This is a genomic window from Yersinia kristensenii, from assembly GCF_900460525.1.
Lineage (GTDB): Bacteria > Pseudomonadota > Gammaproteobacteria > Enterobacterales > Enterobacteriaceae > Yersinia > Yersinia kristensenii.
This window is the reverse complement of record NZ_UHIY01000001.1, coordinates 4,490,510-4,505,686: the sequence shown is the minus strand read 5'-3', so window position 1 is coordinate 4,505,686 and position 15,177 is coordinate 4,490,510. Positions and strand designations below refer to the sequence as shown.

The following is a 15,177-nucleotide window of genomic DNA, read 5'->3' as shown; positions in this document are numbered from 1 at the left end:
GGTTTATTGACACAGATAGAAATAAGCGGAGCCAATAAACCGTAACTCAATGCGTTTAAATAAAGATAGCCAGTAAAAAGGCCATAACAATAATCAGCGCGACAAAGGCCAGTGATGGCTTCTGTAATAAAGGTTGTAAGGACTGCGGCAGGGCGGCAATCAGCGGGTTAATCAACGGCTGAAGGGTTTTTTGATCTTCGGCCAAACGCTGGGCGGCATTAGCGCGGTCTAATCGGGCGGTAAACAGAACATTAATAATGTCGTTTAACTGCGCTTGGGTCAGCGGTGTGGTGGGGCTGGCCTGGAAGCGATTCAGACTATAATCAATCAATAGCTGCTGCTCCTGCGCATCGGCGGGTTGCTTGAGTGCAGTTTGTAGATTAATTAATGTCGGGGCCGTTTGCTGGCTGAGGGCCACTTTGGCCTGTAAAAATTGGCTGAGTATCTGAAAATGACGAGCGGGTAGCGGGTCATGACTTTTCACTCCCACCATATCAAATAGTGCTTGCCAAATTTTGGCTGGTTGTTCGCCCGTTGCCGCACTGAGTTTCGCCACCAATGATTGAATATGTTGATGCTCCGCGGGTAACAATGGCCTGTCAGTTATGGTTGTTAACTGAGGTTGTGGAATATTCAGCGTGCCGGATTGCAGTAATACCAAGACCTGTTGCAGCTCCGCATGGCTTAACTGACTCAACACCGTATGACCAAATTGCTGGCGGATAAAATCACTCACTGCCTGGCGATTATTACCTTGGGGCAGTAATTCGGTGAGTTGCTGGCGCAATTGGTGATTGGCGTGGTTTTCCTGAGCTTGCGACAAGCGGGTTTGCAGCAATTGCTCTGCCGGTTGGAAGTGGCGAGCCAGTAAATCGCTGGTGCTGCTAAGGGATAAATCGTGACGCAAGCTCGCCCAAATCTCGGCAGATTTTATTGGGCTGAGCGCGATGATCCGCACAATCAGTTTTTCCAGCGTGGTGCGCTGTGCCGGGGTTAGTGCCCTATCTTCCACTTGGCCCGGAGAGGGTAGTTTAGTCGGTGCGACATTGCTGCCACTCGCAATAGGAACACTTGGGCCGTTCAAAGGTTGCATATAACCCGTCCTTCGCAGTGGGGGCGACAGTGTGGAAGATTTATCGGTGACCCGCGGGTTGATGCAGGTTGCCGGTATAATACCTGTAAATGTGGGCGACCCATACCTTCAGATTATGTTTTTGGCTAAATGCCTTTGTAATTAAATGTCACTTTGACTGATTGTTTAGGTTCAAAGATTGATAATCTTAATTATGCCGCTAAGATGGGCGCTCACCTTGAATGGAACTGATTTAACCATTTAAGGGATAACTCATTCAGCTCGTGGCTGATAATAGTTAAGCATGGATAATGGTCAAATACGGATAATGTTTAAATACAGATAATGTTTAAAAGACAACGCGCTGCAAAATGGTTTCTTTCTCTGGCTTGCCTGGTCATACTGGTTTGTATGACGCAACGCATCGCCAGCTTGCACGCGCTGGAAAAAAGTCTTCTTTTGACGTCATCATCACAAGTTGTTGCCGATGCAAACGACGGCCCAACCTCTTGTGAGTTAAGTGCTAAATCTTTGCTAGCATCCCCCCCCGTTTTGTTCGAATTAGCCATTTTCTCTCTGGGCTTATTGCTCCTGTTGTTGATTCCCATCATACCAGCCAGTATGCGGTTCCCTCCGCCCAGAGTCATATCACCCAGTGGTTTGAGGGTGCATTTGCGATTATGCATTTTCCGGGAATAGCGCAGCAACTCTTTATGTTGTTGTAATTAATCTATTTTTGGAGAAAGACAATGCTCAATTTAAGCAAGACAGCTTTGTTCTGTCTGTTGCTGCTCTGGATGCCTACCCTTTGGGCGGCAGATAGCGGCTGGTTGGTCAGTGCGCAAAATGACCATGCCAAGGTTCGAGTTCGTGCCGAGCCTTCTGCTGGCAATGAAACCCGCATGTTACTTAGCGTCCAGTTGGCAAAAGGTTGGAAAACCTATTGGCGCTCGCCGGGAGAAGGGGGCATTGCACCCACCATTGCCTGGTCTGCGCCGCTCGAGGCTGTAAAATGGTACTGGCCGGTACCCCAACGTTTTGATGTGTCTGGGATTTCTACTCAGGGATATCATGAGCAGGTCAACCTACCGATCGTAATTTCCGGCAAGGTTCCCAACACATTAAGTGGAATACTGACTCTGTCGACCTGCAGTAATGTCTGTATTTTGACCGACTATCCCTTTAGCCTCGATTTGTCCTCTGCCGTCAGCGCGGAAAATCAGCAGCAGTTCGAACACGATTTTGCCCAAGCGATGGGGCAGGTACCGATTGCCAATGCGTTGACTCCGCATATTCAGGCCGGTTTTAGTCAAGGAGAAGTGCAAATCCTTGCTCAGCGTGATGAGGGTTGGCAGAAGCCAGAGTTGTTCTTCGATACTCTGGAAGATGTCGATCTTGGCAAGCCTATCGTCACTGTGCAGGGTAATCAATTGTCGGTGCGGGTACCCGCCACAGATGGTTGGGGGGAGAGCGTGGGAGACCTGCGCGGCAAGCCATTGACTCTGGTGCTGACGGATGGCGGGCTGGCGCAAGAGGCCACGGTGACTATCGGGCAAGCGCTGACGTTACCGCAATCCAATGCCTCATTTTGGTCTTGGGTTCTGATGGCGCTGGCGGGGGGATTAATCCTTAACCTGATGCCATGTGTGCTGCCAGTATTGGCAATGAAGCTGAGTTCGATTCTGCAAACCGAGCAGCAAACTCGCCGTCAGGTGCGGTGGCAGTTTTTGGCTTCATCTGCCGGAATAATCACCTCATTTTGGTTACTGGCTTTGCTGATGACTGCTTTGCGTCTGGGCAACCATGCGCTTGGCTGGGGGATTCAGTTCCAAAATCCGTGGTTCATCGGTTTTATGGTCGTCGTCACCGCACTTTTTACCGCCAATCTGTTCGGATTGTTCGAGATTCAGCTCTCTTCGTCGCTAAATACCCGTATCGCCGCCCCGCGCGTCGAGAAACCGGGCGCACGCGGCATGGTTGGTCACTTTGGGCAAGGTGCTCTGGCGACTTTACTGGCAACACCGTGCTCTGCTCCCTTCCTCGGCACGGCAGTGGCTTTTGCACTGGCGGCCCCGTTACCCGCGCTATGGGGGATATTAACTGCGCTCGGTGTCGGGATGAGCTTGCCGTGGTTGGCGGTGGCCGCGTGGCCCAAACTGGCATTGTGCTTACCGCGCCCCGGTCGTTGGATGAACCATCTGCGCATCGCCATGGGGGTGCTGATGTTGGTGTCCAGTCTGTGGCTCTTGAGCTTGATGGTCAGCCATATCGGCCTACAAGCCGTCATTATCATCGCCGGAATAGTCTTGCTGGCGCTGCTACTGGCGATTGGCTGGCGTTACGGCACTCGCATCGCCGCGATAGTCAGTTTAATCGCGGTGCTGATTGTCGGAGGATTGCTACTGGCAGGGGCGCTCACCGCCGATTTATGGCGCAAGCCGCTGCATGACAATATTCCGTGGCAGCCGTTAACCGAATCCGCCATTCAAAAGGCACTCGCCGAAGATAAAAGAGTGTTTGTTGATGTCACCGCAGATTGGTGTGTGACTTGCAAAGTCAACAAAATACACGTGCTGATGCGCGATGATGTGCAACAAGCTTTGCAAGCGCCGGACGTGGTGGCGTTACGCGGCGACTGGACACGTCCTTCTGCGAATATCACCGCCTTTTTACGCGAACGCGGCAGTGTTGCCATTCCGTTCAATCAAATTTATGGGCCACAGCAGCCGCAGGGAGTCGTGCTTTCTCCACTGCTGGATCGTGACGTTCTATTGAAAGTGTTGGCCGATGCTAAAGGAAATGAAAAATGAGTCTGTTGATTGTAATGAGAAAATTGACTGTATTACTGTTGGTGCTGTTTTCGACGCCTCTCTGGGCGGCGACCCCCTTCACCCCAGAACAGGAAGTCCGCATTAAAGAGCTGATCCGCGAAACATTAATATCTAATCCAGATATCCTGGAGCAATCGGTCAACGCCTGGCAGCAGCAAGCCAATGAAGCACAGGGGCAACAACTGAGCCAGTTTATCGCCGCGAATAAACAAGCCCTATATCAAGACCCCGGTAGCCCGCGTTTTGGCGCGACCACACCGCAACTGACTTTGGTTTCTTTCACCGACTACAATTGCCCATTCTGCAAGACATTTGACCCCTTGCTGGAGAAGTTAGTCAAAGACTACCCACAGGTGGCGGTGGTGATAAAACCATTGCCATTCAAAGGGGAAAGTTCGGTGACCAGTGCACGATTGGCATTAACGCTGTGGCAACAGCATCCTGACCAATGGATGGCTTTTCATCAGCGTTTGATGGCGAAAAAGGGCCTCCATGATGCCAGCAGTATTGCCGCCGCACAGAAAAAAACCGGGGTGACGGCAGTGGAGGCGAGTGAGCAAAGCTTAAATGTGCTGCGTTCCAACCTGAAGCTGGCTGAGCAACTGGGTATTCAGGGCACACCGGCCACCTTGATTGGTGATCAAATGATTCCGGGGGCAATTTCCTATCAAGAACTGGAGGAAATAGTGAAACAACAATTGGCGCAGGCGGGTAAATGAATCGCTTAAAGCGCTGGAGCAAGGAATTGCTGGTTTTAGTGCTGCTGGCGGTGGTGGTTTCATTTGCTATGGATTGGCTGCGTAGCCCGCAAGCACCAGCCGACTGGCCGGATACGCCATGGCAAACGCTGGCGGGAAAGACGGTTTCCTTGCAGGAGATGAGTCAGGAAAAACCGCTGCTTATCTATTTCTGGGCGACATGGTGCGGTGTATGCAAATTCACCACACCCAGTGTCAATCAGTTAGTGCAAGAGGGTGAAAATGTCCTGACGGTGGCGCTAAGGTCAGGAGATCCCGCGCAAGTTGAGACTTGGTTACGCAAAAAAGGCTATCAACTGCCGGTGATAAATGACCCACAAGGGCAATTATCAGCCCAGTGGCAAATTAATGTCACGCCGACAGTGGTTATCCTCTATCAAGGGAAAATGGTGCAACACACGAGCGGTTGGACCAGCTATTGGGGAATGAAACTGCGCCTATGGTTGGCCTCCTTCTAATATAATATTTTCCTCATCACTAGCCCGGTATGATTATGCCGGGCTTTTTTCTGCCTGACACTGCCGAATGGCTGCACTCAACCGAGCAATTCCTTGGATGATAAGCTCCGGGGAGTTGGCGGCAAAATTCAAACGTAGGCTAAACTCTCCGCTTGCTTCTTGGGTATAAAATCCTCCGCCTTTTGCGAAGGTCACGCCCGCTTGCCAGGCCAATGGCATTAATTGTGAAATAGGCGCATTTTCAGGAAGTTGCAGCCAGATAAATAACCCGCCATCCGGTATTTCAAACTGGCAACCCAGCGGCAATGTTTGTGTCAGTGCCTCGGCCATGGCATCGCGGTGCTGGCGATATAAACGGCAAGCCCGGCGCAACTGTTTGTCATAGCGCCCGACCGTCACAAAGGCATCCAGCGCCCGCTGGATGAGATTCGAACTGGTAAAACTATCAACATGTTTTAAGCACGCCAACTGCGTGTAGTGGGGTTGGTCGGCAACCAAATAACCAATACGCATACTGGGCAGCAACATTTTGGAAAACGTGCTGACATAAATAACCTCGCCCGGTGCCGCCAGTGAGCGCAGTGAAGGCAATTTTTGGCCGCTGTAACGCAAGTCACCGACATAATCATCCTCAAGGATGGTGACTCCGGCAGCTCGAGCTATATGCAATAGTTGATGACGGCGGCCTTCACTCATACAGCGACCTGTGGGGTTATTAAAGTTAGGGATGCAATAGATAAGTTTGGGGTGATGCAGCGCTAGCAGCGCGGGCAGGGTATCCAACTGCATGCCCTGTTGGTCACTGGGCAGCGCAATAATATTCACTTTATGCAGGCGAAACAGGGCGAGAGCTTCAGCATAGGTGGGTTCTTCCACCAATACAGTATCACCAGGGGCTAATAGTGATTGGCTAACGAGGCTAATGGCGTGTTGTGAACCATTGGTTATCAGTAATTGCTCTGGCCGCGTCGGGATGCCCTGCGCAGAAAGAATGCGGCTGAGGGTATCGCGCAAGGGATAATAGCCGCAGTAATCACCATAACTGAATGCTTCTTCAGCATGACGCCGCAATATGGATTGCAGAATCTGGCGGAATTCATCCAGTGGAAAAATCTTCGGGCTGCCAATACCCGCTGCGAAATTGATGGTGTCTGGGGGCAGGGGAATATCGGCATAACCGTCTAGCCGTGAGGTGACGGTAGTAAAACGGTCGAGTGGGAATTCCCCTTGTAACAGCGGTAGCGGCTGGCTCGGCGGTGGCGGTAGATAGCGAACATAAGCACCACTGCCGCGTCGTTGCTGCAAAAAGCCTTTCGCTGCCAACTCGGCGTAAGCATTATCCGCCGTCAGGCGGCTGACGGATAATTCTGCTGCCAAAGCACGGGTTGACGGCAATTTATCTCCATCAGCAAAGACCCCACTGAGGATAGCTCGGCGTAGCGCTTCTTCAATTTGCAGATACAGCGGAATGTCATGTTGGCGATCTAAAGGAATATGCATGTGATAGCGCCAAAAGTGGCTCGCGTGAGAAATAATACTTTCACTATACTCAATGCCTGCAAGGCTTCAAGCAAGAAAAAGTGGCCTGTATCAATCAGCAGGAAAGTGGCTCTGGTGGCAAAAAAACGGCGGAGTAAAATCACCTTACATCAAGCAATGTTGTCAATCTAATGAGGCTGTTATGGCAATGCCGGCGGGATTATCCCCATCAGTGGCCCGTTCCTCGAGGGTGGGAAGCGGTTTTTTTACCGGTAAGCGGCAAGGGTATGTGCTGGCTGTTATCAGTGCCATGTTATTGGGTTTTACTGGGATTATTATCCGCATTCTCACCGTACATTATCATTTGCCGACTTCAGTTTTAGCTTTCTGGCGGGCAGGATTGGTCGCGGCAGTGCTGTTACCTATTTTATTGGTGGTCAGGCCTGAATGGGCTAAATTACGCCGCGATCAGGTCAAATTTTATTTGGCTTATGGTCTGTTGCTCGCGGTATTTAATGGCTTATGGACAGAATCCGTCGCATTAAATGGGGCATCGATATCCACTATTCTGGTGTATTGCTCGGTGGGTTTTACGGTTTTTCTTGGTTGGATTTTTTATAACGAATATATGGGGTGGCGTGAGTTAATCGTTATCGTGATCAGTCTGGTGGGCTGTTTTCTGGTCAGTGATGGGCTGAATATCACGGCGGCAAATTTTAATTTTATTGGTTTGTTCATTGGGCTGGCGTCGGGCATTGGTTACAGCTTTTATACTCTGGCAGGGCGAATTGCCACTGATCGCCGTTATCCGGTGTGGAATACTATTTTGTATGTATTTGGTTTCTCGGCTGTCTATCAGCTGATATTTAACCAACTGCTTTTATGGTTTCCAATACAAGGATTACAGCAGATGGTCGGAAATCTGTTTTTCTTGTCCAGAGGGGGGGAGGGTATTCAATGGTCTGGCTGGTGGCTATTACTGATTCTGGCGGCAGGCCCGACATTACTGGGCTTTGGCCTGTTTAATCTGAGTTTGAAGACGCTGCCGCTGGCGGTTGCCAGTTTGATATTAACCTTGGAGTTGATTTTCACCGCGGTGATTGCTTATTTTCTATTGGGAGAAACCTTATCGGCGGCGCAATTACTCGGCAGCGCATTGGTCTTATTGGGCGTATTAATGCTGCACAGATAAAGAGAATGTGACTAATGAGATAGCGGCGCAGAATAACGCTGTTATCTCACCTTGATAATTTATTGCGCCGTTTTTCGGCGTAATGGTATGCGCAGCCGTTGCGCTAATATCACCCCTGCGAGGGTGATACCGCCCCCAATCAGATGGTAACTGTGCAATTGTTCATGCAGGAAAGTCACGGCGATAATGGCGGTAAACACCGGGGTCAGATTCATAAATATTGATGCGGTGTTTGCCCCCAGCCGCATGACACCGTGGATCCATAAATAAGGTGCAATAATAGAGGCCGGAATACCAGCAAATAAGACCAACGGGATATTTTGTGCGGTTAATTGAACATCCGGTGCTAGCAGGAAATTGGGAATTAGCAGCACCACGCCAAAGACAATTTGCATATAAAGTGATTGCCAGTTGGGTAACTGAATCGCCCAGCGCTTGGTTAATACTCCATAGAGAGCATAGGAAGCCGATGCGGCGAACATCATCAACTCGCCTTTGCCAATACCCTGTTGCAGCAATTGCGCCGGGTTACCCGCGCTGACTAACCACACTAACCCCCCTAATGACAATACGCTACCCAGAGCAATCCCGACCGTGGGAGCAACACGCAGCACCACAATACTAATAAGCACGGTGAGTAAGGGGATCAGCGAGCTAAGAATCCCCATAAACAGGGCACTGACACTATGGGCGGCGTAATACGCCAGGCTTTGGTATAGCACCATGCCCAGCAGCCCCAGAATCATCAATTTCCACCAATAGATGCGGATGGCCTGCCAGTTGCGGATAACACCCAGCAGCAAAAATGGCGTGAGAGTCAGCAATGCCAGCACCCAGCGATAGAAAGAAATGGCCGCGGGATCGATAGCCGTGGCGGATATCTTGCTGACCACGGCATTGATTGACCAGATGATCACCGCGAAGAGGGGAAACAACACATTCATGCTTAATAATTCTCATCTAACTCATATTAAGCTAGTGTATCCTTGTCTGATTTATTCCATATACTGATAACCAGACAATCTTTGCTGTGATTAGGACAATTTACCCGTCACTCTTCAAGCCGCATGTGTGTTGGCTGCGTGCTCGCCCCCGAATCATTGACTGACATCAACTCAGCGGGATTATGCACCTCTTCAGAAGTTTACCCTGTGGGCCAGCGCAAGCTAGCGGTGTATTGCCCCGGAGATAAAGAACCATGACAAAACCTAATTTTCCGATGGTAACCACCAGCGCGCCGCAGAATCTCTCTTTTCGCTGCGAGATATACAATGCCCATACTGAATTCCTGCCGCATACCCATTCCTACGGGCAATTGATATGTGTTAAATCGGGTGTGCTGGCAATGAGTATCGGTGGCCAGCGCTTTCTGGCTCCGCCTGAATTTAGTGTTTGGATCCCCGCCGGGGTCGAACATTCCAGCTATAACCGCAAACCGATGCATTTTCGTGCTATTGATATCGCGCTGGAACTCTGTGATGGATTACCCCTGTCTGCTTGCCTTATCAATGTCAGCCCAATTTTTAATGCCATCGTGGAAAATTGCTTCTCCCGTGGTGTGTTAATGCCGGAAAGTGAACCTGATATGCGCTTAGGGTGCGTGCTGATTGACCAGCTCAAAGTCTCGCCGGTGCAGTGCACTTATTTGCCGACCTCACAAGATAAGTTGCTGTCGCCCATTCTAACAGCACTAGAGCGCTGCCCATCAGACAATACCTCACTGGCACTCTGGGCTAAACGGGTTTATACCACTGAACGGACTTTATCGCGCCGTTGCCAGCAAGAGTTAGGTATGGCGTTTAGCGAATGGCGGCAACGATTACGTTTTTTACATGCAATTTCGCTACTGGAACAAGGGCTAACGGTGCAAAGTGTGGCACTGGATGTCGGCTATAGCTCGGCCTCAGCATTTATTGCCATGTTTCAGCAAGTATCAGGGACCACACCGGAGCGTTTCCGCCGAGACAATAGTGGCCTATAATGTCCCCCCCTCCTGTTTTTAGGGCAGTAATTTGCCGGAGAACAAAGTGAAAATTCTGGTTGATGAGAATATGCCGTATGCCGAGGCGCTCTTTCAGCGGTTAGGTGATGTACAGGCGGTGCCGGGGCGGCCTATCCCCCTTGATGCACTGGCGGGTGCAGATGCGCTGATGGTGCGCTCGGTCACCAAAGTGAATGAGGCGCTATTGCAAGGCACGTCCATTCGCTTTGTCGGCACGGCGACCGCCGGTACGGATCATGTTGATGAAAACTGGCTACAGCAACAGGGCATTGGCTTCTCCGCTGCGCCCGGCTGTAATGCTATCGCCGTGGTTGAATATGTTTTTTCCGCGCTGCTGATGATGGCCGAACGCGATGGCTTCCAGTTGCGTGATAAAACTGTCGGTATCATTGGTGTCGGTAATGTGGGGTCGCGGCTGAATGCTCGCCTGCAAGCTCTGGGCGTCAAAACGCTGCTGTGTGACCCACCGCGCGCGGATCGGGGCGATAAAGAGGCGTTCTGGCCACTGGAAAAACTGGTGCGCGAAGCTGACGTTCTCACCTTCCATACACCGCTGAATAAAACCGGCCCTTATCAAAGCTTGCACATGGCGGATGATGAGCTGCTGGCAGCCCTACCGGACGGCCGCATTCTGATTAATGCTTGCCGCGGCGCGGTGGTCGATAACGCCGCCTTGCTCCGTGCGCTGGAGAAAGGTAAAAAGCTCAGTGTGGTGTTGGATGTGTGGGAGCCGGAGCCGGAGTTATCTTTGCCGCTATTGGCCCGCGTTGATATTGGCACCCCACATATTGCCGGATACACCTTAGAGGGCAAGGCGCGCGGTACCACCCAAGTGTTTGAAGCATTTAGTCAATATCTGGGCCAGCCGCAGTCTGTCGAGCTTGCCAGCTTGCTGCCTCCACCGGAATTCAGCCAATTACAGCTAAATGGCGAGCTGGACGAAGGCAAATTAAAACGATTGATGCACTTGGTGTATGATGTGCGCCGCGATGATGCGCCGCTGCGCCGTGTTGCTGGCCTGCCGGGTGAGTTTGACCGCTTGCGCAAGCACTATCAGGAGCGGCGCGAATGGTCATCACTTTGCGTGCAGTGTGATGATGCTGCCAGTGCTGAGTTATTGCAGAAATTAGGCTTTAGCACTCAATTACTCTAAGCCGCTCTATAGATTAATCATGATGGAATATCAGGCAGTATTTTACTGTCTGAGGTTAATGACAAAGCTATTTATCGCTTAGTGAGTGAAGGGGTGACCGTACCTAGGGGCGCTTCGACGGCTTACGCCGTTACGACCCCAACGGCACGTTTCCCCTTCATTTAACTTTGTCAGCAGTTTGAGTCGGTATTTTACCGCCTTTGTCTTTGTATAAATCCTTGTAATTTAATGAACGTTAGTGGAGAAAACCAACATGTCTGACGGCTGGAATATTGCTCTGTTAGGAGCAACGGGCGCAGTAGGTGAAGCTTTGCTGGAGCTATTAAGTGAGCGCCAGTTCCCGGTTGGTGAATTGTATCCGCTGGCCAGCGAGCGCAGCGCCGGTGCGACAGTGCGCTTTAATGGTAAAAGTGTTCTGGTGGAAAACGTTGCAGAATTTGACTGGTCGCAGGCGCAGTTGGCTTTCTTTGTCGCCGGCCGTGAAGCTTCTGCACAATATGCGGAAGAAGCGGGGAATGCGGGTTGTCTGGTCATCGACAGCAGTGGATTATTCGCGATGGAGCCGGATGTGCCGTTGGTGGTGCCGAGTGTGAATCCTCAAGTATTGGCTGATTATCGCAATCGCAATATTGTGGCGGTTGCCGATAGCTTGACCAGCCAACTGTTGACCGCGATTAAACCGCTGACGGAACAAGCCGGTTTATCCCGCCTGCATGTTACCGCGCTACTTTCGGCTTCTGCCCATGGTAAAGCCGCAGTGGATGACCTTGCCGGGCAAAGTGCTAAATTACTCAATGGTATCCCAGCCGAGCCGGGCATCTTCGCCAAGCAATTGGCATTTAACGTTTTACCGCTACTGGCGGATGAAGAGGGCAGTGTGCGCGAAGAGCGCCGTTTAGTGGATCAGGTGCGCAAAGTCTTACAAGATGATGGCTTGCCTATTTCAGTAACCTGCATTCAGTCGCCGGTATTTTATGGCCAGGCTCAGGTGGTTCATCTGGAAGCGTTACGCCCGATCTCCTCAGATGAAGCCCGCAGTGAACTGGAAAGTTGCGAAGATATCCAATTATCTGAAGAAGATGATTACCCGACTCAAGTTAGCGATGCTTCTGGCAGTGATGTCTTAAGTATTGGTTGTATCCGCAATGATTATGGTATTCCCGAGGTGTTGCAGTTCTGGTCGGTGGCCGACAACATTCGTTTTGGTGGTGCATTGATGGCGATTGAAACGGCGGAGCGCCTGTTGCAGGAGCAACTATACTGATGTCCGAACTTGAGTTGACCCAGCCAGAAAGTACCGCGGCTAAGGCTGTGGGTATTAAAATTGCGCTGGGTATTGAATACGATGGTAGCCGCTATTTTGGTTGGCAACGCCAGCAAGAAGTGACCAGCGTGCAAGCCTGCCTGGAGGCTGCGCTCTCGAAGGTCGCCAATGAGCCTATCGGCGTACTTTGTGCTGGGAGGACGGATGCGGGTGTGCACGCAACCGGGCAAGTGGTCCATTTTGTCACCACGGCTGAGCGCAAAGAAGCCGCCTGGACGATGGGCGTCAACAGCCATTTACCCCCCGATATTGCAGTGCGCTGGGTAAAAACGGTTGATGATGATTTTCATGCCCGCTTCAGTGCTACGGCTCGTCGCTACCGTTATATTATTTTTAATCATCGCTACCGCCCTGCGGTATTGGCGCAAGGGGTGACCCATTGCTATCTGCCGCTCGATGCCGAAAAAATGCAACAGGCTGCGCAAAGTTTGCTTGGTGAGCACGATTTTACCTCGTTCCGTGCCGTACAATGCCAGTCCCGTAGCCCGTGGCGAAATGTAAAACATGTCAAAGTGACCCGACATGGCGCGTATATCGTGGTAGATATCAAAGCCAACGCATTTGTTCATCATATGGTGCGTAATATTGTTGGCAGCCTGATGGAGGTCGGTTGTGGCAATCAAGATGTCACTTGGATGGCAGAGTTGCTAGCGCTTAAAGATCGGGCACGTGCGGCGGCAACCGCGAAAGCGGAAGGATTATACTTAGTCGCCGTCGACTATCCTGAACACTTTGCGTTACCGAAAGCGCCGATGGGGCCCCTTTTTTTAGCTGATGACTGATGTTTTAGCCTTATTTTATATCTCTTTATTTTTCGATAATAAGGCAAGTTTGACTGTCTGGGGAGCGGAGGTTAAGGAATCCCTAAGGAAGTTCAGCTAAACTCGCTCAATCAAAGATTAAGCTCGTTTACCTCTCGAGAATATTTATGGAATTTATACGTTTCGTTATTGATTTTATTTTGCATATTGATGTTCATTTAGCGGAGTTGGTGGCGCAGTATGGAATTTGGGTTTATGCCATTTTATTCCTGATTTTATTCTGTGAAACCGGTCTGGTGGTGACGCCATTTTTACCGGGCGATTCTCTGTTGTTTGTGGCCGGAGCGTTGGCCTCCTTGCCCTCCAATGATATCAATGTCCATATTATGGTTGCTTTGATGGTTACGGCGGCCATTCTGGGAGATGCTGTCAACTACGCCATTGGCCGGGTATTCGGGGAAAAACTATTCAGTAACCCGGACTCCAAAATTTTCCGTCGCAGTTATCTGGATAAAACCCATCAGTTTTATGAAAAACATGGCGGAAAAGCCATTATCCTGGCGCGATTTGTCCCGATTATTCGTACTTTTGCGCCGTTTGTCGCGGGTATGGGGAAAATGTCCTATCGTCACTTTGCCGCTTATAACGTGATTGGGGCATTAGTATGGGTGCTGTTATTCACCTATGCTGGCTACTGGTTTGGTAACATGCCGTTTGTTCAGGAAAATCTGAAATTACTGATTGTCGCCATTATTGTGGTGTCAATTTTGCCCGGCGTATTCGAGGTTTGGCGCCATCGGCGTGCGAGTTCTCGTCAGAAAAATCAGTAAAAACGTTACCTGAGCCATGGGTTAGACCAGTTTTTTATCTACACTGTCGAGCCAATATGGTTTAATGAGTAACATTTATGGTCTGTTCCTGTAGATAATCCGAGTTTAGTGCCAGTTTAGTGCCTTGGTTACAGTTACACTGTACCGGCCTATAACATGGGCATTTTTATTGGTTTTTTTCAGGAAGATGGTTAAAGCACGCACAGCGGACTGGCAATAGCCAGGTTCAAACAGAAAGGTCATCGATGAGCTGGATTGAACGAATTCTTAACAAAAGCAATATCACACAAACCCGTAAAGCGAGTATTCCTGAAGGGGTGTGGACGAAATGCGACAGTTGCGGTCAGGTACTCTATCGTGCCGAATTAGAGCGCAATCTGGAAGTGTGTCCTAAGTGTGATCACCACATGCGAATGTCCGCCCGTGCGCGGTTACATATGCTGTTGGATGCAGGCAGTGAAGTCGAATTGGGTAGCGAACTGGAGCCGAAGGACATCCTGAAATTCAGGGATTCCAAAAAGTATAAAGATCGCCTCTCTGCTGCACAAAAAGAGACCGGCGAGAAAGATGCTTTGGTTGCCATGAAAGGGACCTTGCAGGGGATGCCTATTGTGGCGGTTTCATTTGAATTTGCCTTTATGGGCGGTTCAATGGCGTCGGTAGTAGGTGCTCGCTTTGTTCGCGCAGTAGAAAAGGCGCTGGAAGATAATTGTCCACTGGTGTGCTTCTCTTCCAGTGGCGGTGCCCGTATGCAGGAAGCATTGATGTCCCTGATGCAGATGGCAAAAACCAGTGCTGCTCTGGCGAAAATGCAAGAGCGCGGTTTGCCTTACATATCAGTGCTGACGGATCCCACCATGGGCGGTGTTTCTGCCAGTCTGGCGATGTTGGGTGATATCAATATTGCTGAACCGAAAGCATTGATTGGTTTTGCTGGCCCTCGGGTTATCGAACAAACTGTTCGTGAAAAATTGCCACCGGGTTTCCAACGCAGTGAATTCTTAATTGAAAAAGGCGCTATCGACATGATAGTACGCCGTCCGGTTATGCGTCAGACGCTAGCCAGCATCTTGTCGAAATTGACTCATCAACCGCAGCCAAGCGTGGTTGAAGTCAAGGCAGATGCAGCGGTGACTGATAATCAGGCTGATGCCTGATTAACGGAGCGGGCATCGCCCTGATAAGGTGGTGCCCGATTATTGTGCATTGTCGTAGCTTGAACTTTGTAGCTTTCAATAAGAAAAATTATACCTCAAGTCATTGGAGTTGCAGCTAACAACCCTGCGACTTCTAGGATGAAGGATATAAAGGCCAGTG

Annotated in this window: 14 protein-coding genes; 11 read left to right on the top strand and 3 right to left on the bottom strand. The window is 50.4% G+C overall.

Going from position 1 to position 15,177, the window contains the following annotated elements; translation table 11 throughout:
• Positions 1–55: 55 nt before the first annotated feature.
• Positions 56–1,093, bottom strand: coding sequence for a flagella biosynthesis regulator Flk (gene flk / locus DX162_RS20930; protein ID WP_004391592.1), 1,038 nt, complete (start codon positions 1,091–1,093; stop codon positions 56–58).
• Positions 1,094–1,417: 324 nt separating this feature from the next.
• On the opposite strand from flk, the gene DX162_RS22715 reads away from it, so the two are divergent.
• The 4 genes from DX162_RS22715 to DX162_RS20910 are packed head-to-tail and all read left to right on the top strand — an operon-like array spanning position 1,418 to position 5,119.
• On the top strand, positions 1,418–1,771 hold the full coding sequence (locus tag DX162_RS22715; protein ID WP_032820311.1) for a hypothetical protein: 354 nt from the start codon (positions 1,418–1,420) through the stop codon (positions 1,769–1,771).
• A gap of 50 nt (positions 1,772–1,821) precedes the next feature.
• Positions 1,822–3,882, top strand: coding sequence for a protein-disulfide reductase DsbD family protein (locus DX162_RS20920; RefSeq protein ID WP_032820312.1), 2,061 nt, complete (start codon positions 1,822–1,824; stop codon positions 3,880–3,882).
• Between the two features lie 14 nt (positions 3,883–3,896).
• On the top strand, positions 3,897–4,622 hold the full coding sequence (locus DX162_RS20915; RefSeq protein ID WP_004391594.1) for a DsbA family protein: 726 nt from the start codon (positions 3,897–3,899) through the stop codon (positions 4,620–4,622).
• The gene (locus DX162_RS20910) at positions 4,619–5,119 is read left to right on the top strand and encodes a protein disulfide oxidoreductase (protein WP_032820315.1); all 501 of its coding nucleotides are present in this window, start codon (positions 4,619–4,621) and stop codon (positions 5,117–5,119) included. Before DX162_RS20915 ends, DX162_RS20910 begins: the two co-directional genes overlap by 4 nt.
• Positions 5,120–5,152: 33 nt before the next feature.
• Here DX162_RS20910 and pdxR read toward each other — a convergent pair whose 3' ends face one another.
• Positions 5,153–6,619: a MocR-like pyridoxine biosynthesis transcription factor PdxR gene (pdxR, locus tag DX162_RS20905; protein ID WP_004391596.1), complete on the bottom strand. Its 1,467-nt coding sequence runs from the start codon at positions 6,617–6,619 to the stop codon at positions 5,153–5,155.
• A gap of 181 nt (positions 6,620–6,800) precedes the next feature.
• Here pdxR and DX162_RS20900 point away from each other — a divergent pair, with 181 nt between their 5' ends.
• A complete protein-coding gene (locus DX162_RS20900; RefSeq protein ID WP_098080927.1) occupies positions 6,801–7,790 on the top strand; it encodes a DMT family transporter in 990 nt (329 codons plus the stop codon).
• Positions 7,791–7,849: 59 nt separating this feature from the next.
• Here the strand turns inward: DX162_RS20900 and DX162_RS20895 are convergent, their stop codons facing one another.
• Complete coding sequence (locus tag DX162_RS20895; protein ID WP_032820317.1) at positions 7,850–8,734, bottom strand: DMT family transporter; 885 nt, start codon at positions 8,732–8,734, stop codon at positions 7,850–7,852.
• Positions 8,735–8,988: 254 nt separating this feature from the next.
• Between DX162_RS20895 and DX162_RS20890 the strand changes: the two genes are divergently transcribed.
• The 6 genes from DX162_RS20890 (at position 8,989) to accD (ending at position 15,017) form a co-directional block, all read left to right on the top strand.
• Positions 8,989–9,771, top strand: coding sequence for an AraC family transcriptional regulator (locus DX162_RS20890; protein WP_032820319.1), 783 nt, complete (start codon positions 8,989–8,991; stop codon positions 9,769–9,771).
• Positions 9,772–9,817: 46 nt separating this feature from the next.
• Complete coding sequence (gene pdxB, locus DX162_RS20885; protein WP_004391602.1) at positions 9,818–10,945, top strand: 4-phosphoerythronate dehydrogenase PdxB; 1,128 nt, start codon at positions 9,818–9,820, stop codon at positions 10,943–10,945.
• A 253-nt stretch (positions 10,946–11,198) separates the two neighbouring features.
• Positions 11,199–12,209: an aspartate-semialdehyde dehydrogenase gene (locus DX162_RS20880; RefSeq protein WP_032820321.1), complete on the top strand. Its 1,011-nt coding sequence runs from the start codon at positions 11,199–11,201 to the stop codon at positions 12,207–12,209.
• Entirely contained in the window at positions 12,209–13,051 is an 843-nt protein-coding gene (gene truA, locus DX162_RS20875; protein ID WP_050413817.1) for a tRNA pseudouridine(38-40) synthase TruA, read from the top strand. The genes DX162_RS20880 and truA overlap by 1 nt, the downstream gene beginning before the upstream one ends.
• 146 nt (positions 13,052–13,197) lie before the next feature.
• Positions 13,198–13,860 carry a DedA family protein gene (locus tag DX162_RS20870; RefSeq protein WP_004391606.1) on the top strand — a complete coding sequence of 221 codons (663 nt, stop codon included), beginning with the start codon at positions 13,198–13,200 and terminating at the stop codon, positions 13,858–13,860.
• A 245-nt stretch (positions 13,861–14,105) separates the two neighbouring features.
• Positions 14,106–15,017: an acetyl-CoA carboxylase, carboxyltransferase subunit beta gene (accD, locus tag DX162_RS20865; RefSeq protein WP_004391607.1), complete on the top strand. Its 912-nt coding sequence runs from the start codon at positions 14,106–14,108 to the stop codon at positions 15,015–15,017.
• The last annotated feature ends 160 nt before the right edge of the window (positions 15,018–15,177 follow it).